Raw genomic sequence first — 21,445 nt, 5'->3', positions numbered from 1 at the left:
CAAGGACTTAGCCCCCATGGTCACCTATCTCGACGCGGACGCCGCGCCGCTGCGCAACACCGGACAGATCAGGCTCTACGGCCCCGAGGGTTTCGAGGGCATGCGCAAGGCCTGCCAGCTGACGGCGCGCTGCCTCGATGCACTCTATCCGCTGGTCAAGCCCGGAGTCGCGACCGACGCCATCGACCGCTTCGTGTTCGAATTCGGCATGGACCACGGCGCCCTGCCCGCGACGCTGAACTACCGCGGCTACACCAAGTCGAGCTGCACCTCGATCAACCACGTCGTCTGTCACGGCATTCCGAACGACAAGCCGCTGCGCGAGGGCGACGTCGTCAATATCGACGTCACCTTCATCCTCGATGGCTGGCATGGCGATTCGAGCCGCATGTATCCGGTCGGCGAGATCAAGCGCGCCGCCGAGCGCCTGCTTGAAGTGACGCATGAATGCCTGATGCGCGGCATCGCCGCCGTCAGGCCCGGGGCGCGCACCGGCGCCATCGGCGAGGCGATCCAGGCCCATGCGGAGGCCGAGCGCTGCTCGGTGGTGCGCGATTTCTGCGGCCACGGCGTCGGCCGCCTCTTCCACGATGCACCGAACATCCTGCATTACGGCCGCGCCAACGAGGGGCCGGAAATGCGGGAAGGCATGATCTTCACCATCGAGCCGATGATCAATCTCGGCCGGCCGCATGTGAAGGTGCTGTCCGACGGCTGGACGGCGGTGACACGCGACCGCTCGCTCTCCGCCCAGTACGAACACACGGTGGGCGTCACGGCAGACGGCTGCGAGATCTTCACTCTGTCGCCGGCCGGCCTGTTCGCGCCGGGGCTTGCGGCCTGATCCGAACCGCCTATCCTTGCTGCCTGCAGCGGGGAGCGTGAAAAGCATGGCGGATGACGGCGGGGACGAGGACGAACGCGGCTTCTTCGCCGAAAAACCGCTTTCCGCGCCGCAGCCGCCCACCCGTAATGCAAAAAGCCCGCGAGCGAAGGCAACGCCGGAAAAGCCGCATTATCACGGCCATCGCGAGCGGCTGCGTGCCCGTTTCCGCGAGGCCGGGCCGACCGCGCTCGCCGATTACGAGCTGCTCGAGCTCCTGCTGTTCCGCTCCATCGCCCGCGCCGACACCAAGGCGGTCGCCAAGGCGCTTCTCGAGCGCTTCGGCTCCTTCGCCGAGGTGCTGGGCGCGCCGGAGCATCTGCTGCGCGAGGTCAAGGGCGTGGGCGAGATCGCCGCGCTCGACATCAGGGCGATCGCCGAGGCCGCCCGGCGGATGACGCGCGGCGAGGTCGCCAAGCGGCCGGTGCTGGGCTCATGGACGCAGGTCATCGACTATTGCCGCGCGGCGATGGCGTTCGAGCCGCGCGAGCAGTTCCGTGTCCTCTTCCTCGACAAGAAGAACGTGCTGATCGCCGACGAGGTGCAGCAGTCGGGCACAGTCGACCACACGCCGGTCTATCCGCGCGAGGTGGTGCGCCGGGCGCTCGAAGTGTCGGCGACCGCGATCATCCTCGTCCACAACCATCCCACTCAACCCTTTTCGGTCACGCTTGGTCACGCCTGATCCCCTTGAGAAACAACGATTTTCTGGCTTGTCGTAGTCAGGGATAGCATGGCATACTGGGGTCGGTTTTTAGGGGGATTGACGCCCCTTTTGATCCCAGTCGCAGACCCCATGAAATCGTCTCGCGACCCCACTCGAAACCCGATGGGAGACCCCAGTGCCAAGCCTTACAGATGGAGAAATCCGCCGCACCCTGAAGACGGTCGAACAGACCGGAAAGCAACTCAACCTCGTCGACGGGGAGGGCCATGGAACCGGCCGCCTCGTCCTCGTCATCAAACCGATGCCCACCCGCGTCACCGCCGACTGGATGGCGCAGCAATGGCGCGACAAGAAGCGCATGAAGAAAAAGCTCGGGTCGTATCCGTCGATGACGCTTGCCCAAGCGCGTGAGGTATTCAACCGCGACTATGCCGGCATGATCCAGAAGGGTCGCAGCATCAAGATCGCCGGCGACACCCGCCCCGGCACCGTCGCAGATCTCTTCGAGGCTTATGTCGCCGCCCTCAAGGACGCCGGAAAACCGTCATGGAAGGAGGCGGAGAAGGGACTGAACAAGATCGCCGATACGCTCGGGCGCAACCGCCCTGCCCGCGACATCGAGCCGGACGAGATCACCGCGCTTATCCGCCCGATCTACGAGCGCGGAAAGCGGTCGATGGCCGATCATGTACGCTCCTACATCCGGTCAGCCTATAGCTGGGGTCTGAAATCCGAGCATGACTACCGCACGACCTCAGCGCGGCGGTTCCGTCTCTTTTACAATCCAGCAGCGGGCATCCCGACCGAGCCGAAGAATGTCGGCACGCGCTGGCTGGACGAGGAGGAATTCGTTCGCCTCTATCGCTGGTTGGAGTATCCCGATACGCCTGTCCACCCGCCCTATACGCGCGCCGTCAGGGTTCTCATGCTTACCGGCCAACGTGTCGAGGAGATCGCCCGGCTCCACATCGACCAATGGGACGCCAAGGAGCGCATTATCGACTGGTCGAAGACCAAGAACGGCAAGCCGCATGCGATCCCGGTGCCGAAGATCGCCGCCGAAATCATCGAGTCCATCAATGTCAACGAATATGGCTGGTTCTTCCCATCCGCGATGGACCCGAGCAAGCCTGTCAGCGCAGGCACCCTCTACTCATTCATGTGGCGTCAGCGAGACCGGGAAGTGATCCCCTACGTCACCAATCGGGATTTGCGCCGGACGTGGAAGACGCTTGCAGGCAAGGCCGGAATCTCCAAGGAAATCCGAGATCGCATCCAGAACCACACGCTACAGGACGTCAGCTCGAAGCACTACGATCGCTGGAACTACATGAACGAAAAGCGTGCCGGGATGGCAAAGTGGGACAAGTTCGTCCGGTTCATGCTCGCCAAGAAGCGCCTCAAGCTCGTGGCATAACCACTAAACCGCCGATGGCATCCCGACCAGCCGGGATGCCATCGGCAGTTACTGCTCAGGCTTTCTTTCCTCACATCTTGAACAAGGTCTGCTATATAACTGGAACCCGGACACAATCGCGTGCCGGCGCAACCTGGGCAAAGGCGACGTCAAGGCGATGCTGCGCGTCCTCACGGACTGGATCGAGAAGCGGCGGGAAATCCGGCGACGCTGGCAGCGCGACGCTCACGCCGTGCTCCAGAGCCACGGCCACCACGCCTACTACGAAGCGCAGCGCCGCGCCGCACGCTGCCGCACGCTGCATGATCGGCGTGGTTTCTGGCATTGGGCCAAGGTCGCGGCCGAGGTCGCGCGGCTCTCTCCCGATGTCGAGATGGATCTGAAAACCGTCCAGGAGATCGCTGACAGGGAAGTCAGCGATAGCCCGTCCCGCTGACGCGACCGAGATTCTTCCCGCCACGATCCTGTTGGTCGCTGGCACGGATCAATCAGCTACCGGAATAGTGCGGCGATGTCCGCCATCGGCCGAAACAGCATGAGCGGCCGATCTGGAAACGGCAGGAAGCTCTCACGTTCATAGAACCGGCGCGCCGCCTCATCCTTGGCGTCGACGATGACCGCGAAAGAAGCGACCTCGCTGCGCAGGGCGCGATAGAGCGCATCGGCGAGCAGAAACCGGCCGTATCCGCGCCCCTGATGGCGCCGATCAACCGCCAGCCGGCCGAGAAGCGTCGCGGGAATGAGCGGATAGCGGGGCAGCTTGCGGACGGTCGCCTCCGGCCATTCCCCGACATTCACCGCCATCGCCGACAACGTGTAATATCCACCCACCGTCCCGTCAGGCAGCACCAGTACGAAGGGAGCCGCCATGTGCTTGCGGGCATCCTGCCCGGCCTGGGTGCGGAAATACCGATCCAGCGGCTCGACGCCGCTCTCGAAAGCGGCGCGGTCATGCTGCTGGCCGAGCAGCTCGACCCGCAGATTGCCCCAATCCTTCCCCGCCACAGGTCAGGCGCCGGTTGCCTGCCGGTATCGGCGCACGGTGTCGCGCAGGCGGTCGTTCACCGGCTGCGGATTGGTCAGGGCTTCCACGAACGCCTCGCTGTCGCGCAGGCTCAGATCGAGCCTCTGATGCTCCTCGATGGCGCGGCGCGCCGCTTCCTGCACGCTGGTCAGAACGAAATCGGTCACGGTCCGACCCTGAAGCGCGGCAGCGTGCTCGACCAAGCGCTTTTGCTCGGCCGTCATGCGAGTCTCCAGCCGCTCGGCACGGGCGCGGCTGCGCGGGGTGTTCAATGCAGATGTCGCCATGGTCATACTCCTTGCCGAAATGTACGGCCATTGGCCGGTCATTTCAAGAGCGTCGTCGCCGGGCGAACGGCATGGCGTCGTGAGAAACGCCCCTCGCTCTCGCGCGCCAGCACGTCGAAGGCGTCGGAATCGGGAACATAGCGTTGCGCGCCAGCATCCCATTGGTAGCGCACGGTGATCGTGCGCGTGCCGGCTTCGGGAACCGCGCCGTTGCCGCAGTCCTCCCCCGAGAGCGTCGTCCGCTCGGTCACGCTCGCCACGATGTCCGAGAACGGCTCGCCTGCCTCGCGCCGCAGTTCGGGCTGCTGCGCTCGCTCGAAGGCGCAGAGGTTTTCGTCGAACGCGAAGATCGAATCGACCAGTTCGAGCCGGTCGTTGCGCACGAGAACCAGCGGCACGGTCGTATAGCCCTGACTGGAGTTCCAATGCGTGCTTTGGATCGCCAGCAGATCGTCGCCGATACCGACCGGCAGCCGGGCGGGATCGAGGAAGGAGGTCCCGTCGCCACTGGCGACATTGGCGGCGTCGAGAAGCCTTGGCTCGCCTGACACGTCGAAGAGGGCGAGAATGGCAAGGCCGACCACATCCCTTCCGCTGCCGAAATTCAGCAGCACGGCCATCCGGTCCAGCCCGCCGGAGCGAACCGGCACGGCCGAAAGCCGTGGAGCGGCCGCCGACGCCGGTTCGATATCCTCGACCTCCGTGCTGCCGATGTCCCTGACGTCGATCGTCTCGTTGCCCGCGGTCCCCGGCACGACGAGGCGAACGAGGTCGGCAAAGGTCACGTCCTCGCCGCCGCCGACGAGATCCGTGAGGTCGGGATGCAAGACCGGCTCGGCGTAGGCGCGCTCGACGGGTATCCAGCAAATCGCCAGTCCGACTAGCGCCATGCGCGACAGAGCGATGGTCGAAGCGGCTCGGCCTACGGGCATGTCGTCACCTGGCTCGCGCAGATGTCCATTGCCCAGCCTCGCGCCTTCTCACCGCGATAGCTTCCCTCGACCTCGACCCATGGACCGTCACAGGCATGGAAAGTCTCGATGCGGAAGCCGTCGGATATTCCGCTTGCCGTCCCCACGGTATAGGCGATCGGGGCATCGTGGGAGGGCCTTTCCAACAGGTGCAGCGACTCGATCCACGTCCGCAGCACGTTGCCGGGCAGCCATCCTTCCCCGGAGAAGGTGACGATCGGGTCCGTGGGCCAGCCACCGTAGAGTTCGGTGGTGATCCGGGAAATTCGGAACCAGCCGTCGCGGGAGCCAGTGATCGCCATTTCGGGGAAATAGATCTCCTCGCCATCGGTATAGGGCCGCGGCACGGTGGCAATCGCCTTATAGTCCGGCCCCGGCCCCGCGCGTACCGCCAGATCGGGCGGCGCGCCCTTCATCACCCACGCGGCAAGGTCGCATTGCGCGGTTTCAGGTGTCACCGCTCGCGCCGCCTTATCGGTGCAGGTTTCGATCAAAGCCGCCGCCGCCTCGCGCGCGCCGTCGAGCGGATATTCCTCGGCACCGTCCTCAACGAAGACGGATAGCATGCCGTCCGAACCGAGGAGGTCGATAAGCCGGGCATCGAGCGGCGTCCGGCCTTCGAGGATGAAGCTGTCGTCCATCTCGATCCGGGCGCCGGTCGTGGCGATCGGCACGGAAATGTCGCCGGCTTCGAGCAGCACTTCGACCTTTACGCCATCGACCGCGTTGATCGGCGCGAAGGCGAAGGTGAAGACAAGCTCGCTGCCACCCTCCGGGCAGGCAAAGGAAAGGGGTGCGTGGTCGGTCTGCGGGACGCCGTAGAACAGCGATGCGCCGCGCTCCCATTTGTCGCCATGCCATCCGAGGTTCTCTTCGGCCGTGGCCGTCGTCGGAAGGCAGCACGCCAGCGCGGCAAGCCGCAGCGCGATAGTCAATCGGCCCTCGATCCCCATTCTCGCTGCCCCTCCCGGTCGAACTGCGCACGGTTCCGCGCGCCAGTATAGCCCGGTTCTCCAGCCCGGCCTAACGCCAGGGTCGTCGGGTCTTCCTAGAGAATGGAGCCGTCGCCGCCGCACCACGGCTCACGACGCCCGGCCCAGGTCCGCGCCAACCCCTCGCGGACGAGCTGGTCGCCCACATCCACGCCGTCGACGCGAACCGCCGCCAGCGTGCGGCCGTAGCGGTCGGCGCCCTGGCGAAGAATTTCGATCCGGCCGCCATCGAGCAACTCGGCAAGCCGCGCCTTCGCACGTTGGGCGAGCGCGCGCTCTTCCGTGCAGCCTCCCTCGATCTCAGGCGCGTCGATGTTGAAGATCCTCACGGCCTCGGCTTGGTGTGTCATCCCGAGCCGCAGCGAATCCCCGTCCCAGACGCGGATTTCCGCCGGCTCGCAGGCGAGCGCGCAGAGCATGATCTGAACGATGATATGGCTGTTCATCGCCCCGCCCCTCCTCCAGCGGACGCATACCACGCTTCGGTTGCTCGGAAGGAAACCCAAAATTCATCGGGGCCAGCTCGATCTCATTGTCGTTCGCCGTCGCCCGCATCACCGGACCCATCTGGTTGATGCGGATCTCGTCGGCTTCCGGCAGGTCGAGCTCGGATTGCTGCGTGGGGATGCCAAGCTCAAGCGCCTGCATCATCCGCACATAGTCTTGCCACTTCACATGCTGTTCGTAAGCGTTGCACATGACCGCCAGTCTAACGCGGTTAGGGTTCCGTTTCGAGGGACGCCGGTTAGGGCCGGAACGGAGACGGATGCGCGGGGCCGCATGGGGGGGCTTGCCGGAGATGCGGGTCGGCGGAAACACGGATCGGCGGCGGGAGGGAACGGGGGGGAAAGTCTTCCCCCTGGTCGGCACTTCGTTGCCGACGCACCCCCTTCTGCGGGGGAAACCCCCCAGGCTGTGCAGAAACTCGCTCTGATGTCGCTGGGCTTGGATCTCGCCCTCTAGCGGTGGCGCGGCGCGACTCAATTCAGCTTCGTGCTACCTTGGGTTTGACAGAGTGAGCCCGATAGTTTTTCGAAACCGCCTTACGTCACCAAGCCAAGGGCAACTCCGCCCACGGCCGCCAACAATACGACAACCCATGGCGGAGCTTTCCAGGCGATCAGCGCCACGAAACAAATCAAGGCCAGTGCGAAGTCCGGCATGCTGCCGATCACGCTGGTGAAGACAGGCGAATAAAGCGCTGCGCCGAGGATTCCGACGACGGCGGCATTGGCGCCTTGCATGGCCGACTGCGCCCATGTTGTGCGGCGCAACTGATCCCAGAAGGGCAGCGCCCCGATCAGGATCAGGAAGCCCGGCAGGAAAAGTGCGGCAAGAGCGATTGCGGCACCGGCTACGCCGTTCGGCTGCGGTCCCATGACCGCCCCGATCCAGGCCGCGAAGGTGAACAGTGGCCCCGGCACTGCCTGCGCCGCGCCATAGCCCGCGAGGAACGCATCTTCGGACACCCAACCCGACGCGACCGTTTCTGCCTGCAACAGCGGCAAGACGACATGTCCGCCACCAAAGACAAGCGAGCCAGCACGATAAAAGCTGTCCGCAAGCGCCCACCCCTGAGCCTGTCCGGCGAGGAGCGGGAGACCGATCAGCAAGACAGCGAACAGCGCAAAGGCCGTCAGTCCGGCTGTCCGCGAAACCGGCACAGGCAGATGCTCGCCAATCGTGACCTGTCCTTTGCCAAGAGCCAGCCCGGCCAATGCGCCCAGCAGTATGGCCGCCATCATTCCGATGGCGCCTGGCGCCCAGGCAAGCAGAAGCACGGCTACGACCGCGATCGTGGCGCGCTCCTTGTCGGGGCAGAGGTTTTTCGCCATGCCCCATACGGCCTGCGCAACTATGGCGACGGCGACGATCTTAAGACCATGCAGGACGCCGAGCGCAAGCGGGCCTTCCAGCCGCGTAGCTGTCATAGCGAGCGCGAGAAGGATCAATGCCGATGGGAGGGTGAAGGCAAGGAATGCTGCAAGCGCGCCGAGCCATCCCGCTCGCGTCAAACCAAGCGCAAAGCCAACCTGGCTTGAGGCCGGACCGGGCAGGAACTGGCATAGCGCCACCAGATCGGCATAGGCGCTTTCGCTCAGCCATTTTCTGCGCGTCACCAGCTCGTCGCGGAAATAGCCCAGATGCGCAATCGGTCCGCCGAAGGAGGTGAGCCCCAGCTTCAGGAAGACGCGGAATACCTCGGAAACGCTTGCCTGTGACTGTGGCGGGCTGTGATCCATTCAGGAGACCTCGTTGGTTGGTTTCTCACGAGCGATGATGTTCGATCGGCGCGGATTAGAAGATTCAGGTTGCGGCTGTCAGATTGACCCGCCGCATCAGAGCCTCGCCACTCTCCTTGCGTTCGGAATAGCGGTCGGTCAGGTAGGGTGAGACATCGCGCGTTAGCAGCGTGAACTTTACCAACTCCTCCATCACGTCGACCACTCGATCATAATATGACGATGGTCTCATCCGGCCGGCTTCATCGAACTCCTGATATGCTTTGGCGACGGACGACTGGTTAGGGATGGTCACCATGCGCATCCAGCGGCCGAGTACGCGCATCTGGTTGACGGCGTTGAAGCTCTGCGAGCCGCCGGAGACCTGCATGACGGCAAGTGTGCGGCCCTGCGTCGGCCTTACCGCGCCGACCGATAGCGGAATCCAGTCGATCTGCGCCTTCATCACCGCGCTCATCGCACCGTGACGCTCCGGGCTGGTCCATACCTGTCCCTCCGACCAGAGCGAGAGGTCGCGCAGTTCCTGCACCTTGGGATGATTGACGTCGGTTCCATCCGGCAAAGGCAGGCCGTGTGCATCGAAGATGCGTGTTTCCGCCCCGAAATGTCTCAGCAGACGCTCGGCCTCGAATGTCAGGAAGCGGCTGTAGGACCGCTCGCGAAGCGAGCCGTAAAGCAGCAAGATGCGTGGCGGATGGGTAGACGGCATTGTTGCGCGCAATCGGCCGATGTTCGGAACATCAACGCAGGCGGTATCGAGATTGGGAAGTTCATCCGGCATCAGCGCTGCGCTTCCGTCAACGTCGATACCTTGCCGCCGCGCTCATACCAGCCTTTGGAGCGGTTCACGATCCAGACAACCGAGAGCATCACCGGCACTTCAATCAGCACGCCGACGACCGTGGCGAGCGCCGCGCCAGAGTGGAAGCCGAACAGGCTGATGGCGGCAGCAACCGCCAGTTCGAAGAAATTCGACGCCCCTATCAGTGCCGAAGGTCCAGCCAAGCAATGCTGCTCGCCGGCCATCCGGTTGAGCAGATAGGCAAGACCGGAGTTGAAATAGACCTGAATGAGGATCGGCACGGCCAGCAGGCCGATAATCGCAGGCTGGGCGATGATCTGTTCGCCCTGAAAGCCGAACAACAGCACCAGCGTCGTCAGTAGGGCAACGAGAGAGGCCGGACCAAGTTTTGCAAGCAGCCTGTCGAGTGCAGCCTGTCCACCGTTCGTCAAAATCCGGCGACGGACGATCTGAGCGATGATGACGGGGATGACGATATAGAGCACGACCGACAGGACCAGTGTGCCCCATGGCACCGTGATGGCCGACAGGCCTAGCAGCAGTCCGACAATCGGCGCGAAGGCGACAACCATGATGGCGTCGTTGAGGGCGACCTGGCTCAAGGTGAAATGCGGCTCGCCCTTGGTCAGGTTGGACCAAACGAACACCATGGCCGTGCAAGGTGCTGCGGCTAGTATGATGAGGCCGGCAATATAGCTGTCGATCTGATCCGCTGGCAGATAAGGCCGGAACAGCCAGCCGATGAACAGCCAGCCCAGCAGCGCCATCGAGAACGGTTTTACTGCCCAGTTGATGAACAGCGTCACGCCGATGCCGCGCCAGTGCCGCCCGACCTCGCCCAGAGCCGCGAAGTCGATCTTGAGCAGCATGGGGATGACCATCAGCCAGATCAGCACCGCCACCGGCAGGTTGACCTTGGCAATTTCCATCGCACCGATGGCCTGAAATGCGCCCGGTAGAAAATGACCGAGCGCGATGCCGACGACAATGCAAAGGGCCACCCAGAGGGTGAGGTAGCGTTCAAATGTGGACATGTAATTCCCTTAGGCCGTGGCCACGCGCCGGCCGTGTTCGTCGATCACGCGCTCGCCGTCTTCCTTGACGAACTCGCCGCGCTGCGGCGGCAACAGGTCGAGCACTTCCTCGGACGGCCGGCAGAGCCTCACGCCCTTCGGGCTGACGACGATGGGCCGGTTGATCAGGATGGGATGCACCATCATCGCGTCGAGCAATTGCGCGTCGCTTAGCGCCGGGTCGCCAAGTCCCAGGTCGGCATAGGGCGTGCCTTTCTCGCGCAGCAGTTCTCGCACCGATATGCCCATGCGCGCGATAAGCTGAGTCAGCATGTCCCGAGATGGGGGCGTCTTCAGATATTCGATGACATGCGGCTCAACGCCCGCGTTGCGGATCATCGCCAGCGTATTGCGCGAAGTGCCGCAATCGGGATTGTGATAGATGATGATGTCCATCGCCTGCCTCACGCTGCGCTGTTACGAGGAGACGATGCGCCTTCGGACTGGCCGATCTCGGTCAGCTTCGTGCGCAGAGACACCTTGTCGAGACTGGCGACCGGCAGGGACGTGAAGGCCGAGATACGATTCTTCATGTAGCGGAAGGCCGCAACGAAGGCGGCCTCCTTTTGGATATCAGGCCCATCGACGGATGCGGGGTCTTCGATACCCCAATGAGCGGTCATGGGCTGGCCGGGCCAGACCGGGCAGGCTTCGCCGGCGGCGTTGTCGCAGACGGTGAACACGAAATCCATGACAGGCGCATCAGACCCCGCGAACTCGTCCCACCCCTTCGAACGGAAGTTCTCCGCGGGGTAGTCGAAGCTCTTCAGCACTTTCAACGCGAAGGGATTGACCCTCCCCTTGGGCTGCGACCCGGCAGAAAAGGCGCGAAAGCGGCCTTCGCCATCCTTGTTCAGGATGCTCTCCGCGAGGATCGAGCGTGCCGAGTTGCCGGTGCAGAGGAACAGAACATTGTAGGTGCGGTCAGTCATGGGCGGCCTCCTTGGCGGCGAGGGTTTGCGGTGGGCAGCAAGGGGAAAAATCAGCGATCAACGGCGCGCAGATCTCGGGTCGGCCGCCGCAGCAATCCTTGACGAGAAAGATGGCGAGCGCGCGCATGGCATCGAGCCTTGCCCGATAGATGATCGAGCGGCTGTGCCGCTCCGCCTCGATCAAGTTGGCGCGCGTAAGCGTCGCCAGATGTGTAGACATGGTATTGTGGGGTACATCTAACCTGCGGGCAACCTCACCTGCGGGCAACCCTTCCGGCTCATGCTCCATCAGTAGACGGAATACGTCGAGGCGGGTCGGTTGCGCGAGCGCGGCGAATGCGAGGATTGCGTTATCTGATTCCATATGTCGAGACTAATCGACATATGGGCTGGAGTCTAGGCAGGGACGGTCCGAAGTTTCCGCCTCGTCGGGTAGCTGGACACCGCCGCCGAATAGTGAGAGCGGGAAACCCAAGCGCGCTCAGTAGATATTGTTCGTATTGCCAAGCATTTACTGGGGTTATTCACTTGTGGATGGTATACTTCGTCACTTGCTGGACGGGGGCACAATGGGACGCTTTATTGAGGGATATGACCGGAGCCAGCCGTTACTGCTGCCCGCCTGTGTTGAAGATTACGTGTTGCAGGAAGCTCTCGTCCGGGTCGTTGATGCCTTCGTCGAAACGCTCGATCTCACGGCGCTCGGCTTTGAGCGCACTGTCTCCGCCGCGACGGGGCGACCCGGCTATCACCCCGGCGACATGCTGCGACTCTACATCTGGGGCTACCTGAACCAGTTGCGTTCATCGCGCCAATTGGAGCGCGCCTGCCAGCGCGATCTGGAGGCCATCTGGCTGATGCGGCGCATGACCCCGGACTATCGGACCATTGCGGCGTTCCGGCACGACAACCCCGAAGCGATCATCCGCACGGGGGCCGCATTCATCAGCTTCTGTCGCGAGAACGGCTTGGTCACTCCTGGCAAGGTGGCGCTGGACGGAACAAAGATGCGGGCGGTTGCCAGCGCGAAGAATATTGCAGGAGCGGATCGTCTGGCACGCGACATCGCTCATACCGAAACAGAAATCGCCTACTATCTCGACCGCCTCAACATAGCAGATCAACACTCGGCGGGCGCGCACGATCAGACGGTCAATCGCGCGGCGTTTGCCAGCGCGATCGCGTCACTCGAATGCCGCAAGCAGCGCTTGGAAAAGCGGCAGGCCGAGCTTGCTGAGCATGCTACCAACGTCGTGGTCTTCGGAGAACCGGATGCACGACCAATGGGATATGGCCGGGCGCCGAAGTTCCCAGCCTATAATCTCCAGAGTGTCGTCGATATCGAAAGCGGCCTGATCATTCACAACGATGTCGCCAACGAAGCCAACGACAGCCAGCTGCTGCATCCAATGGCGATAGCTGCAAAAGAAGTGCTCGACGTCGACCAGCTCGAAGTGCTGGCGGACGGAGGCTACTCGAACGCGCAGGAAGTCGCGCGCTGCGAACAGGACGGTGTCCGCGTGGCGGCCCCGATCAAGCGCGGGGCCATGAGCGCGCAATACTTCCGCCCCGTGCAATTCGTCCATGACGAGCAGACCGACACGATCCGCTGCCCTGCTGGTGAAACCATGTATCCCAAGGGCAAGCATACCCGAAATCGGGCGATCCGTTACAGAACGCCCGCGTGCCAGACCTGCCAGATCAAACCGCAGTGTACGCCAGGATATCAGCGCACGATTCACAGGCTCGTGGATCAGGGTGCGCTTGATCGAATGGAGCGTCGGGTCCACGAGAACCCAGATCTCATGACGATCCGGCGCTGCACGGTCGAGCATCCCTTCGGCACCATCAAGCGAATGTCTGGGGGAGGCCGCTTCCTGACCCGCGGTTTGCGGCGGGTGAAAGCCGAAGCTGCCCTCTCGGTCCTGGCATTCAACATTATCCGCGCTTCGAACGCCTTCGGAACCGGAGCGCTGATGTCGCGGGGCTGAGAACCCCGCTCTAGTCGGTTCTCGTCATCGCCGCCGCATTGCGTCCTCGCTGAGTTTCTGCACAGCCTGCCCCGCAACGCCCCCGTTAGAGGGAGAGAGCGGGCCGGTTGGCCGTGACGGGTTGAGGGCCGGAGAAGAGGTCTCCGGCGCCCGTCGCGGAGAACCGCGATGTCCAGACACGACCGCATGCCACGCCCGGCCAGGGACCGGACCAATCTCTACGACGACATCACCGACAAGATCATCGCCGATCTCGAGGCGGGCCGCTTCCCATGGGTGCAACCATGGGGAACGCCGGCGGCCGGCGCGCCGCTCGCCATGCCGCAGAACGCCGCCACCGGCCGCCGCTATTCGGGGATCAACGTCCTGATCCTCTGGGGCGCCGTCATCGAGCACGGCTTTCCCGGCCAGAGCTGGCTCACCTTCCGCCAGGCGCTGTCGCTCGGCGGCAATGTGATGAAGGGCGAGCGCGGCACCACCGTCGTCTATGCCGACCGCTTCACGCCCGAGGACGAGAAGCGGCGCGCCCGCGAAACCGGCGAGGAGCCGGGGAAAATCCCCTTCCTGAAGCGGTTCACCGTCTTCAACGCGGCCCAATGCGAGGGACTGCCCGAGGAAATCGCCACCGTCGCTCCGCCGCCCCCTCCCGGGCTGATCGAGCCGACGGTCGAGGCGCTGATCCGGGCGACCGGCATCGACTTCCGCATCGGCGGCAACCGCGCCTTCTACGTCCCCGCGCAGGATTTCGTGATGGTGCCGCCACCGCACGCCTTCCACGAGCCGATCAACTGGCATCGGACGGCCCTGCACGAAATGGGTCACGCGACAGGCCATCCGACGCGCCTCGGCCGCGATTTCTCCGGTTCCTTCGGGACCAGGAAATACGCCTTCGAGGAGCTGGTGGCCGAGATCACGGCAGCCTTCTGCTGCGCCTCGCTCGGCATCGTGCCGACCGTGCGCCATGCCGACTATATCGGCTCCTGGCTGGAGGTGCTGCGCGAAGACAACCGCGCCATCGTGCGCGCCGCCTCGCAGGCGAGCAAGGCGGCCGACTGGCTGCTCGGCTTCCTGCCCGAACCCGTCGATGGCGACGATGCCGGCACGCCCGAGGCGGTCGCCGCGGCCCCGGTCGAGCGGAGGGCGGCGTGATGCGCTTCCGTCGCTGGCACAGGCCCGAGCCCTACAAGGACACGTCGCGCAAACGCGCGGCGTTCCACCGCAAGCAGCGCCTCGAACGCGAGGCGCTGCCCCTCTTCGCCGAGCAGATCGCCGACGGCCAGCATGACGTCGACGCGGAAATGGCCCGTCGCGCCATCTGGTGGGACGCGGCCGAGCGCGAACGCCGCCGGATGCGTGCGGCCACCTGGCGCAAGGCCCGCGCCCGTCTCTTCGCGCTGCCCGACACCTTGCGGCGCACCGTGCGCGAGATCTGGCGGACCTGCCCCTATCCAGCCGATCCGGCCTATTTCGCGGACCTGCTGCATCAGATCGACGTCGGCCGCGTCGATCCGCACCGGCCGCCCTGGAAATTCCACCCGGAGCTGAAGGCGCGGATCACGCCGGACCCGACGAGCTTCGACGCGGCGTTTCGCCAGATCGGCCAGCGCAGGGTCGGCGGCGGGCCGAAGACCACCGAGGCCGACGAGCTGCTGTTCTGCGGCAATCTCGGCTCCGGCATCCTCTTCCTGCGCTCGCGCGTCCGTCTCATCGAGCGGCACGAGAGCTTCTACACATCGTCCAATCACCGGCTGCGCGACTCCAAGGTCGGCAGCGGTGGCCACTATGTCGAGATCGAGGTGACAGGCGATTGCCCGGACGCCGACCTCGCCACGATCCAGCGCATCGCCCAGGCGGCCGACACGCGGCCCGTCATGGTCAGGCGGGCCGCGCGGCCGGGCCGGACCACGACCGGGAGGGCGGCGTGATGATTCCGCATCCCCCTCCCCGGCGCCTGCTCATGCTCGCCTGCTCGGCCACCAAGCGGGACGGCCCGACATACATGCCCGCGATCGAACGCTATGACGGTCCCTTGTGGCGCACGCTGCGGGCCGCCGATCCCGACAACCGGCTTGCGCGGGTCGCCTTCCTGTCGGCCCGCCTCGGCTTTCGCGCCGCCGATACGCCGATCGAGACCTACGACGCACGCATGACCCCCGAAATCGCGGAGCGCATGAAGGCCGGCGGTCTCGGCACACGCTGGCCGCGCCCGACCACCCGGCGCAACGTCATGCCGGCAGGCCAGCATCCCGGCATGCACATCGCGCCGCTATGCGATTGGCGCAGGCAACCCTTCATCGACGTCGCCCTGGTCGGCGGCCAGCTCTATCTCGACGTGATGTGGCATTTCGTCGGGCTGTTCCGCCACGGCGGATATGTCGCCGCCGACGCGACGATCACCGAGATCAACGGTCCTATCGGTCGGATGCGCCAGGACCTGCGACACTGGTTGCTGACGGCCTCGGCCGGGGAGGTTCGCCATGGCTGACCGCCAGCCGCCCGGCCACAATGGCGGGCCGCCGCTCGACGATCCCGCGCCGGGCCGGCCGGGCCGATGCCGCGACTGCCGCCATTGGCAGCCGCCGCCGGAAAACCTCGAACGCGACTACGAGGCGTTCCGGCTCGGCCTTTCGCGCCGCCGCGTCAAGCGGCCCGCAGGCTTCTGCGACCGCGTTCTGCTCGGCCATGCCAAGATCCCGGCCTTCTCGGCGACGGACGGGAATTTGAGTTGCCGCAACTTCGAGCCCGCGCCGCCGAAGCCGCCGCCCAAAGGTGGCGGCTTCGTCACCATCTGGCGCGGCAACCGCATCCTCTGGAAAGGCCCCGAGGACGAGATACCGCCGCGCTTCCGCGACGACGATCCCGATCCCGACGCCGCCTGACGGCGCGCTCGGGTCGGCTTCCCTCAAATGCCGCCGGCCCTATCGCGCCGGCGGCCCGTCACGATGGAGATCACCATGATGACACGCGACAAGCTGCGCGCCGCCCTGACGCGCATGGAAGAGGCGCTTGCCGAAACCCGGCGCAACATCGCCGGCGTGGAACGCCGGATGCGCGACCACGCCGAGGGCGAGGCGATCCGCAGGCGACCGAAAGCGCGACACTATCATCGCCGGATGAGCCGCTGGACCGGCGCCGACGAGGCCGAATACCAGCGAATCCTCGAAGTCCTGGCCGGAGTCACCTTCGCCGAGCTGGCTCGGCTCGACCGCAAGGCCGAGCGGCAGGACCGCGCCATCGAGGCGCTGCGCCGCAAATACGGCGTCAATGCACCACGACCCCGCATCGTGGCGGATTGAATGTCGCTTTCAGGCTGCCCCGGAAGAAAATCCGGCGCGAGCGGCCGCAGCCGGTCCACGAGCGCGACTTGTGGCGATAGAATGAGCGTCCTCGCTCGAAATCCCCCGCCGCGGCGCGTTGGACGCACTGGAAAGGTCATCGAACATGCCTGCTCTCGATCACACTCTGGAAACCGCACGCACGATCGAGGACCACGCGATCCGCTGCGACCGCGAGCCTCTGAGCAAAGCTCACAATCTGGAGATGCTCCTCCTCGACCTGATCGCCTATGCGCACAAGGAAGGCATCGACTTCGACGAGGCGCTCGACGACGCCCACACCGTCGCCTATGTCCACATCCCGCGACCCATCCGGGCGCCTGCGGGACGTCACACGGCGCGACAGCCATGGCCGAAATTCGAGGGCGGCCGCACCCTCGAACAATATGCGCAGGACATGCTGCGATCGGGCCGCAGATGTCCCTTCGACGCTTTCGATTCCGAAGTCGAAGGCGAAGACGGCGCGCTGCCGGAGCCGGGCGATTGGGCCTTGCGCGCGGCGCGCGGCATCATCGCCGACTTCGACGACCGCGGTGCCGAGATGAACGAGGCGTTCCACCCCGAGAAGGTCGCCGAGGAGGACCGCATCGAGATTGTCGATGTCATGGCCGCGATCATGCGTGAGGCGCTCCGGCAGCAGCAGGAAGAAGCCTCTACGCCGTGAACGATGCCGCCATCGCCTCGCGTAACCTCCCCGGAAATGCGGCTCCTCACGGACGGAATGTCGTTTTCGGAACCTTCGGCGCTTTCAGCGGTTGCGATATTCGGCTCAAGAGCGACTATAATAGTCGTCGGCGCACACGACCGGAGGTGACAACAGCCAGGGGGGCTCGCATTGGAAACGGCACCGGACCAACCACATACCATCCTCGTCGTCGAAGACGACTTCCTCATCCGTATCGACATAGCGGACTTCCTGCGCGGCTGCGGCTGGCAGGTCGTGGAAGCCGGCACCGCCGCCGAGGCGGTCGCCCTGCTCGAATCCGGCGCTCCCGTCGATCTCGTCTTTTCCGACATCCAGATGCCCGGCCCGATGGACGGCTTCGGTCTCGCCGCGTGGGTGCGCGCGCATCGGCCGGGCCGCCGCATCATCCTCACCTCCGGGGTCATCCAGAAGACCGAGGCCGCCGCCTCGCTTTGCGACGAAGGGCCGATCGGCAAGCCCTACGATCACCAGCGCCTTGCCGAGCGCATCCGCCACCATCTCGGCGCGGCAGCCAGCGGGCCGGAAGGCGCATGAGCCGGCGGGCGTCGGAGCGAGCGGAAGCGGCCAGAGAAAGAGAGGGGGATGGGATTTTCGTGACGGGTTGATGGTCGAGAGAGTGGCTCTCGGCGCCCGTCGCGGAGAAACCACCATGGCCCGAGCTGCCAAGAAGAAGCCCGTCCTCGAACTGATCGAGTTTTCGCGGGCGCGCGATATTCCCTTCAACCGCATCCATCTGTCGAACGACAATGTGCGCGAGGTCGACGCCGACGTCGGCCTCGATGAACTCGAATTCGACGTCGAGCGCCGCGAGGATCTGATCCTCGGCATCAATGTCCGCGCCATCCTCGACGCCGACGGCAACGAGACCGGCGATTTCGAGACCCCGGCAGGCGGGCGGCGCCATCGCGTCATCGCCCGTCTGGTGGCGAAGGGCCGCTTCCCCGAGGACGGCCTTGTCCCCTGCATCGTCAAGAAGGCCAATGCCAAGACCTCGGCGGTCGACGACTCGCTGGCGGAAAACACGTTCCGGCAGGCGCTGCATCCGCTCGACCAGTTCCGCGCCTTCAAGCGCATGGTGGACGGCGGCATGAAGATCGAGGAGGTCGCCAGCGCCTACTTCACCACCGATCGCTATGTCGAGCAGCGCCTTGTGCTCGCCAAGGTCTCGCCCAAGCTGCACGCGGTCTATGCCGCGAACGGCATGACGCTCAAGATGCTTGAGGCGTTCACCGCGCATCCCGATCACGAGCGGCAGGAGCAGGTCTGGGAGGCCGTCCAGCAGACGCACCGCAACGAGCCCTGGCAGATCCGGGACATGCTCACCGAGACCACCGTGCCGTCGTCGGACAAGCGCGCGCGCTTCGTCGGCCTCGACGCCTATCTCGCAGCGGGCGGCCCGGTCCTGCCGCGCTACCTCTTCGACGATGACGAGGACGGATGGCTGGAGGACGTCAAGCTCCTCGACCGGATGGTCGCGGAGAAGCTGAAGGCCGCCGCCGACGAGGTGGCCGCCGAGGGCTGGAAGTGGCTCGCGGCCGATCTCGAACTTCCCTATGGCTACGACCATGACCTGCGCGGCATCGTCGGCACCTTCGCCGAGCTGTCCGCGAAGGAACGCCGCCAGCGCGAGAAGCTGCGCGACGAGCAGGAGCGTCTCGAAACCGAATATGCCGGCCATGAGGAGCTTCCCGACCACATCGACCGCCGCCTCGGCGAGATCGAAAAGCAGCTCGAAGCCTTCGAGCGCCGCCCCGTCGTCTTCGACCCGGCTGAGATCGCCTTCGCCGGCGCCTTCGTCACCGTCGACGAGGACGGCGAGCTTATCGTCGATCGCGGGTGGGTGCGTCCCGAGGACGAGCCGGTCGAAACCGTCGAGGCCGGCGACGAGCCGGAGGCCGATGCCGAAGCCGAAACCGACGCGGATAGCGAAGCGGAACCGGAGGTGCAGCGCACGGTCATCACCGTCGGGGGCGAGGCCGATGAGCCCGAGGAGGACGAAAAGGCCGTCAGGCCCCTCCCCGAGCGTCTGGTGATCGAGCTGAGCGCGCATCGCACCATCGCGCTGCGCCACGCCGTCGGCAACAATCCGCGCATCGCCATGACGGCGCTGCTGCACAAGCTGGTCCACGATGCCTTCAAGCGGCAGACGCATGGGGCCGGCCTTCACGTCTCCGTCCGCGAAATCTACTGCGGCGAACAGGGTGTTGACCTCAAGAACACCCCCTACGCCAAGGCGGTGGACGAGCGGCACGAGAACTGGAAGGCCAGGCTGCCGGCCGACAGCGATGCGCTCTGGGACTGGCTCGAGGCGCTCGACGACGACAGCCGCATGGCGCTGCTCGCCCATTGCGTCGCCTTCGGCGTCAACGCGCTCTATGAGCGGCCCAACCCGCTGAGTGCGTCGGGGATCTCCGAAGCGGGCCTTCAGCGCCGCCTGTCGGAAGCCGACCGCCTCGCCATCGTCACCGGCCTCGACATGGCCGAAGCCGGCTTCCGGCCGACCGTGGCGAACTATTTCGGCCGGGTAACGAAGCAGCGAATCCTCGAAGCTGTCGCCGAAGCGTGCGGCGCAAGCACCGCCAACCTCTTCGAGCTTCAGAAGAAGGACAAGCTGGGGCTGGCGGCCGCCGCCGAGGAGCGGCTGGCCAATACCGGCTGGCTCCCGGAACCGCTGCGCCTCATGGTCGAGGAGCCGGCGATCGAGCCAGACGCGGACGGAGCTGAGGCCGACGTCGCGCTGCCCGATTTCCTCGCGGGCGAGGAGGAGACCGACGCGGAATCGGTCATCCCGGCCTTCCTCAAGCGCCGCGACACGGAGGACGCCGCCGATCCCGACGCGGACCCCGCGCCCCTCGTCGCCGCCGAATAGCGCGCATCAGCGGGGCGGCTTCGCCCGCCCCCCTTCTTTCCCTTCCATCGCACGGCCCGGCATCCCGCCGGGCCGCTTCCGTTTCAGGAGCGTTTTCCATGAGTGCATCGCTTATCCTCGACATCGCGCCGCTCGGCTCGCTTGTCGCCTATTCGGACGGCACGCCCAGGCCGCCGGCCAGCTTCACCAAGAACCTCGCCGCCTGGGAGCGCCGCAACGGTCTCGGCCGCCTCGTGCGCAAGGAGCCGGCCCGCGAGCGCCCGACCTATTCGTCCCCGCCGTGCTTCACATTGCACGAAGGAGACTTCAGTGAGGGCGGCATCGTCCTCGTCACCTCGGCGCGCACCTACGGGATCGACAGCGATCTCCGCTTCCGCGTGGTCGAGCGGCCCAGGGTCGGCCAGGTCCGCGTCGTTCAGCAGGTCGGCGAAAACGTCGAACTGCTCCATCTCGCCGACGACCGCGAGGCCGCCGAACTCTGGCTGGCAAAAGCCGGATGCAGCCGCGCGCGGATGGAGGAGGTCTCGGCCGACGAGGTGGGCGCGGATGCCGTCGAAGGCCGCGCCGTCGCCTGACACCACCTATCCGATCCACCCGGCCCGCCGTCACAGCACGGCGGGCCTTCTCGTTTCGAGGAGATCACCATGCCCATTCCCGATCATGCCCGCACCAACTTCAACACGCTGCTGCGCGCCGCAGGCGACGGCAATCTCGCCCTCATGGAGTGCCTGGATGCCGTCACCGGCGAGCATCGCTATGTCATTTGCGCGGTCGGCCGCGCCGATGACGGCGATGTGGTCATGACGCCGTTCGGCCATCTGGCCGACGGCAATCCCTATGACGCCTATCTGCCGCCCGATCCGAACGACCCGGCCGGCTTTCTCCCGAAGCCCGACGCGGGGGTATCGCCATGATGACGGTCGATGCCCTGTTCGCCGACGACCGCCGCAACCCTCCCCCGGAGCGGTCGCTTCCTTGGGAGGAAACGCGCGGCGGCGTCACCGTGGTCGTGGAGCCGAAACCGCATTGGGCCGAGGACATGACGGCGTTCCGCCTGAGCGACCGCGCCTATTGCTATTACGCGGACTGGACCGCGAACGGTCCCCGAGCGCGGTTCTTCCGGCACCCCGAAACGTCCGGCGAGACCGTGATGGCAAAGGCCCGCGCCATGGTCGCCCGCGAGATCGTCGGACGCTGGCGATCCTGAAGGAGAGAAAGAGGACTGACGGACGCGAACAGGGTCGGGCGGACGC

The 21,445-nt window shown here is 65.3% G+C and carries 27 protein-coding genes; 16 read left to right on the top strand and 11 right to left on the bottom strand.

Translation table 11 applies throughout. From position 1 onward, the window contains the following. The first annotated feature begins 16 nt into the window (after positions 1-16). The 4 genes from map to M9945_RS16615 all read left to right on the top strand — a co-directional run bounded on the left by map (position 17) and on the right by M9945_RS16615 (position 3,403). Positions 17-844 (top strand): type I methionyl aminopeptidase, encoded by an 828-nt coding sequence (map, locus tag M9945_RS16630; protein WP_367945468.1) that lies wholly within the window; start codon positions 17-19, stop codon positions 842-844. Positions 845-890: 46 nt separating this feature from the next. Further along, positions 891-1,568: a RadC family protein gene (locus M9945_RS16625; RefSeq protein WP_367945467.1), complete on the top strand. Its 678-nt coding sequence runs from the start codon at positions 891-893 to the stop codon at positions 1,566-1,568. A gap of 157 nt (positions 1,569-1,725) precedes the next feature. Continuing rightward, the gene (locus tag M9945_RS16620; protein WP_367929619.1) at positions 1,726-2,967 is read left to right on the top strand and encodes a tyrosine-type recombinase/integrase; all 1,242 of its coding nucleotides are present in this window, start codon (positions 1,726-1,728) and stop codon (positions 2,965-2,967) included. A 157-nt stretch (positions 2,968-3,124) separates the two neighbouring features. After that, positions 3,125-3,403: a hypothetical protein gene (locus tag M9945_RS16615; protein ID WP_367929618.1), complete on the top strand. Its 279-nt coding sequence runs from the start codon at positions 3,125-3,127 to the stop codon at positions 3,401-3,403. A 56-nt stretch (positions 3,404-3,459) separates the two neighbouring features. Here the strand turns inward: M9945_RS16615 and M9945_RS16610 are convergent, their stop codons facing one another. From M9945_RS16610 to M9945_RS16560, 11 genes are all read right to left on the bottom strand, one after another. Continuing rightward, on the bottom strand, positions 3,460-3,972 hold the full coding sequence (locus M9945_RS16610; protein WP_367929617.1) for a GNAT family N-acetyltransferase: 513 nt from the start codon (positions 3,970-3,972) through the stop codon (positions 3,460-3,462). Between the two features lie 3 nt (positions 3,973-3,975). Further along, positions 3,976-4,278, bottom strand: coding sequence for a DUF1778 domain-containing protein (locus tag M9945_RS16605; RefSeq protein WP_367929616.1), 303 nt, complete (start codon positions 4,276-4,278; stop codon positions 3,976-3,978). A gap of 38 nt (positions 4,279-4,316) precedes the next feature. After that, a complete protein-coding gene (locus M9945_RS16600) occupies positions 4,317-5,210 on the bottom strand; it encodes a hypothetical protein (RefSeq protein ID WP_367945466.1) in 894 nt (297 codons plus the stop codon). Next, positions 5,201-6,202, bottom strand: a complete 1,002-nt coding sequence (locus M9945_RS16595) for a hypothetical protein (protein ID WP_367929614.1) — start codon at positions 6,200-6,202, stop codon at positions 5,201-5,203. Before M9945_RS16595 ends, M9945_RS16600 begins: the two co-directional genes overlap by 10 nt. A gap of 95 nt (positions 6,203-6,297) precedes the next feature. Next, complete coding sequence (locus M9945_RS16590; RefSeq protein WP_367929613.1) at positions 6,298-6,687, bottom strand: thermonuclease family protein; 390 nt, start codon at positions 6,685-6,687, stop codon at positions 6,298-6,300. Between the two features lie 597 nt (positions 6,688-7,284). After that, a complete protein-coding gene (gene chrA, locus M9945_RS16585) occupies positions 7,285-8,484 on the bottom strand; it encodes a chromate efflux transporter (protein ID WP_367929612.1) in 1,200 nt (399 codons plus the stop codon). 64 nt (positions 8,485-8,548) lie between these two features. Next, the gene (arsH, locus tag M9945_RS16580) at positions 8,549-9,265 is read right to left on the bottom strand and encodes an arsenical resistance protein ArsH (protein WP_367929611.1); all 717 of its coding nucleotides are present in this window, start codon (positions 9,263-9,265) and stop codon (positions 8,549-8,551) included. Then, on the bottom strand, positions 9,265-10,320 hold the full coding sequence (gene arsB / locus M9945_RS16575) for an ACR3 family arsenite efflux transporter (RefSeq protein WP_367929610.1): 1,056 nt from the start codon (positions 10,318-10,320) through the stop codon (positions 9,265-9,267). The genes arsH and arsB overlap by 1 nt, the downstream gene beginning before the upstream one ends. 9 nt (positions 10,321-10,329) lie before the next feature. Beyond that, complete coding sequence (gene arsC / locus M9945_RS16570; RefSeq protein WP_367945465.1) at positions 10,330-10,755, bottom strand: arsenate reductase (glutaredoxin); 426 nt, start codon at positions 10,753-10,755, stop codon at positions 10,330-10,332. Between the two features lie 8 nt (positions 10,756-10,763). Then, positions 10,764-11,291, bottom strand: a complete 528-nt coding sequence (locus M9945_RS16565; protein ID WP_367945464.1) for an arsenate reductase ArsC — start codon at positions 11,289-11,291, stop codon at positions 10,764-10,766. Then, positions 11,284-11,655, bottom strand: a complete 372-nt coding sequence (locus M9945_RS16560) for an ArsR/SmtB family transcription factor (RefSeq protein WP_367945463.1) — start codon at positions 11,653-11,655, stop codon at positions 11,284-11,286. The genes M9945_RS16565 and M9945_RS16560 overlap by 8 nt, the downstream gene beginning before the upstream one ends. A 205-nt stretch (positions 11,656-11,860) precedes the next feature. Here M9945_RS16560 and M9945_RS16555 point away from each other — a divergent pair, with 205 nt between their 5' ends. The 12 genes from M9945_RS16555 (at position 11,861) to M9945_RS16500 (ending at position 21,399) form a co-directional block, all read left to right on the top strand. Next, positions 11,861-13,282, top strand: a complete 1,422-nt coding sequence (locus tag M9945_RS16555) for an IS1182 family transposase (protein ID WP_367945462.1) — start codon at positions 11,861-11,863, stop codon at positions 13,280-13,282. Between the two features lie 168 nt (positions 13,283-13,450). Continuing rightward, positions 13,451-14,431 carry an ArdC family protein gene (locus M9945_RS16550; RefSeq protein ID WP_367945461.1) on the top strand — a complete coding sequence of 327 codons (981 nt, stop codon included), beginning with the start codon at positions 13,451-13,453 and terminating at the stop codon, positions 14,429-14,431. Then, positions 14,431-15,207 (top strand): hypothetical protein, encoded by a 777-nt coding sequence (locus M9945_RS16545; protein WP_367945602.1) that lies wholly within the window; start codon positions 14,431-14,433, stop codon positions 15,205-15,207. The genes M9945_RS16550 and M9945_RS16545 overlap by 1 nt, the downstream gene beginning before the upstream one ends. Further along, positions 15,207-15,767, top strand: coding sequence for a hypothetical protein (locus M9945_RS16540; protein ID WP_367945460.1), 561 nt, complete (start codon positions 15,207-15,209; stop codon positions 15,765-15,767). The genes M9945_RS16545 and M9945_RS16540 overlap by 1 nt, the downstream gene beginning before the upstream one ends. Beyond that, positions 15,760-16,161 (top strand): hypothetical protein, encoded by a 402-nt coding sequence (locus M9945_RS16535; protein WP_367945459.1) that lies wholly within the window; start codon positions 15,760-15,762, stop codon positions 16,159-16,161. The genes M9945_RS16540 and M9945_RS16535 overlap by 8 nt, the downstream gene beginning before the upstream one ends. 75 nt (positions 16,162-16,236) lie before the next feature. Continuing rightward, complete coding sequence (locus M9945_RS16530; RefSeq protein ID WP_367945458.1) at positions 16,237-16,578, top strand: hypothetical protein; 342 nt, start codon at positions 16,237-16,239, stop codon at positions 16,576-16,578. A gap of 145 nt (positions 16,579-16,723) precedes the next feature. Next, on the top strand, positions 16,724-17,281 hold the full coding sequence (locus M9945_RS16525) for a hypothetical protein (protein WP_367945457.1): 558 nt from the start codon (positions 16,724-16,726) through the stop codon (positions 17,279-17,281). A gap of 171 nt (positions 17,282-17,452) precedes the next feature. Then, a complete protein-coding gene (locus M9945_RS16520; protein ID WP_367945456.1) occupies positions 17,453-17,857 on the top strand; it encodes a response regulator in 405 nt (134 codons plus the stop codon). Positions 17,858-17,972: 115 nt separating this feature from the next. Beyond that, positions 17,973-20,192 (top strand): ParB/RepB/Spo0J family partition protein, encoded by a 2,220-nt coding sequence (locus tag M9945_RS16515; RefSeq protein WP_367945455.1) that lies wholly within the window; start codon positions 17,973-17,975, stop codon positions 20,190-20,192. A gap of 98 nt (positions 20,193-20,290) precedes the next feature. Continuing rightward, on the top strand, positions 20,291-20,767 hold the full coding sequence (locus M9945_RS16510; RefSeq protein ID WP_367945454.1) for a hypothetical protein: 477 nt from the start codon (positions 20,291-20,293) through the stop codon (positions 20,765-20,767). A 69-nt stretch (positions 20,768-20,836) separates the two neighbouring features. Next, the gene (locus M9945_RS16505; RefSeq protein ID WP_367945453.1) at positions 20,837-21,106 is read left to right on the top strand and encodes a DUF6117 family protein; all 270 of its coding nucleotides are present in this window, start codon (positions 20,837-20,839) and stop codon (positions 21,104-21,106) included. Beyond that, complete coding sequence (locus M9945_RS16500) at positions 21,103-21,399, top strand: hypothetical protein (protein ID WP_367945452.1); 297 nt, start codon at positions 21,103-21,105, stop codon at positions 21,397-21,399. Before M9945_RS16505 ends, M9945_RS16500 begins: the two co-directional genes overlap by 4 nt. Positions 21,400-21,445: the final 46 nt, after the last annotated feature.

Origin of the sequence: Aquamicrobium sp. (genome assembly GCF_023954335.1) — a bacterium.
GTDB lineage: Bacteria > Pseudomonadota > Alphaproteobacteria > Rhizobiales > Rhizobiaceae > Aerobium.
This window is presented reverse-complemented; position numbering and strand designations above follow the sequence as displayed.

Bases quoted from the DNA above. Each gene is read 5' to 3' on its own strand.
- map (WP_367945468.1), top strand. From the start codon at position 17: ATGGTCACCTATCTCGACGCGGACGCCGCGCCGCTGCGCAACACCGGA.
- M9945_RS16625 (WP_367945467.1), top strand. From the start codon at position 891: ATGGCGGATGACGGCGGGGACGAGGACGAACGCGGCTTCTTCGCCGAA.
- M9945_RS16615 (WP_367929618.1), top strand. From the start codon at position 3,125: ATGCTGCGCGTCCTCACGGACTGGATCGAGAAGCGGCGGGAAATCCGG.
- M9945_RS16605 (WP_367929616.1), bottom strand. From the start codon at position 4,278: ATGGCGACATCTGCATTGAACACCCCGCGCAGCCGCGCCCGTGCCGAG.
- M9945_RS16600 (WP_367945466.1), bottom strand. From the start codon at position 5,210: ATGCCCGTAGGCCGAGCCGCTTCGACCATCGCTCTGTCGCGCATGGCG.
- M9945_RS16595 (WP_367929614.1), bottom strand. From the start codon at position 6,202: ATGGGGATCGAGGGCCGATTGACTATCGCGCTGCGGCTTGCCGCGCTG.
- M9945_RS16590 (WP_367929613.1), bottom strand. From the start codon at position 6,687: ATGAACAGCCATATCATCGTTCAGATCATGCTCTGCGCGCTCGCCTGC.
- chrA (WP_367929612.1), bottom strand. From the start codon at position 8,484: ATGGATCACAGCCCGCCACAGTCACAGGCAAGCGTTTCCGAGGTATTC.
- arsH (WP_367929611.1), bottom strand. From the start codon at position 9,265: ATGCCGGATGAACTTCCCAATCTCGATACCGCCTGCGTTGATGTTCCG.
- arsB (WP_367929610.1), bottom strand. From the start codon at position 10,320: ATGTCCACATTTGAACGCTACCTCACCCTCTGGGTGGCCCTTTGCATT.
- arsC (WP_367945465.1), bottom strand. From the start codon at position 10,755: ATGGACATCATCATCTATCACAATCCCGATTGCGGCACTTCGCGCAAT.
- M9945_RS16565 (WP_367945464.1), bottom strand. From the start codon at position 11,291: ATGACTGACCGCACCTACAATGTTCTGTTCCTCTGCACCGGCAACTCG.
- M9945_RS16560 (WP_367945463.1), bottom strand. From the start codon at position 11,655: ATGGAATCAGATAACGCAATCCTCGCATTCGCCGCGCTCGCGCAACCG.
- M9945_RS16555 (WP_367945462.1), top strand. From the start codon at position 11,861: ATGGGACGCTTTATTGAGGGATATGACCGGAGCCAGCCGTTACTGCTG.
- M9945_RS16550 (WP_367945461.1), top strand. From the start codon at position 13,451: ATGTCCAGACACGACCGCATGCCACGCCCGGCCAGGGACCGGACCAAT.
- M9945_RS16545 (WP_367945602.1), top strand. From the start codon at position 14,431: ATGCGCTTCCGTCGCTGGCACAGGCCCGAGCCCTACAAGGACACGTCG.
- M9945_RS16540 (WP_367945460.1), top strand. From the start codon at position 15,207: ATGATTCCGCATCCCCCTCCCCGGCGCCTGCTCATGCTCGCCTGCTCG.
- M9945_RS16535 (WP_367945459.1), top strand. From the start codon at position 15,760: ATGGCTGACCGCCAGCCGCCCGGCCACAATGGCGGGCCGCCGCTCGAC.
- M9945_RS16530 (WP_367945458.1), top strand. From the start codon at position 16,237: ATGATGACACGCGACAAGCTGCGCGCCGCCCTGACGCGCATGGAAGAG.
- M9945_RS16525 (WP_367945457.1), top strand. From the start codon at position 16,724: ATGCCTGCTCTCGATCACACTCTGGAAACCGCACGCACGATCGAGGAC.
- M9945_RS16515 (WP_367945455.1), top strand. From the start codon at position 17,973: ATGGCCCGAGCTGCCAAGAAGAAGCCCGTCCTCGAACTGATCGAGTTT.
- M9945_RS16510 (WP_367945454.1), top strand. From the start codon at position 20,291: ATGAGTGCATCGCTTATCCTCGACATCGCGCCGCTCGGCTCGCTTGTC.
- M9945_RS16505 (WP_367945453.1), top strand. From the start codon at position 20,837: ATGCCCATTCCCGATCATGCCCGCACCAACTTCAACACGCTGCTGCGC.
- M9945_RS16500 (WP_367945452.1), top strand. From the start codon at position 21,103: ATGATGACGGTCGATGCCCTGTTCGCCGACGACCGCCGCAACCCTCCC.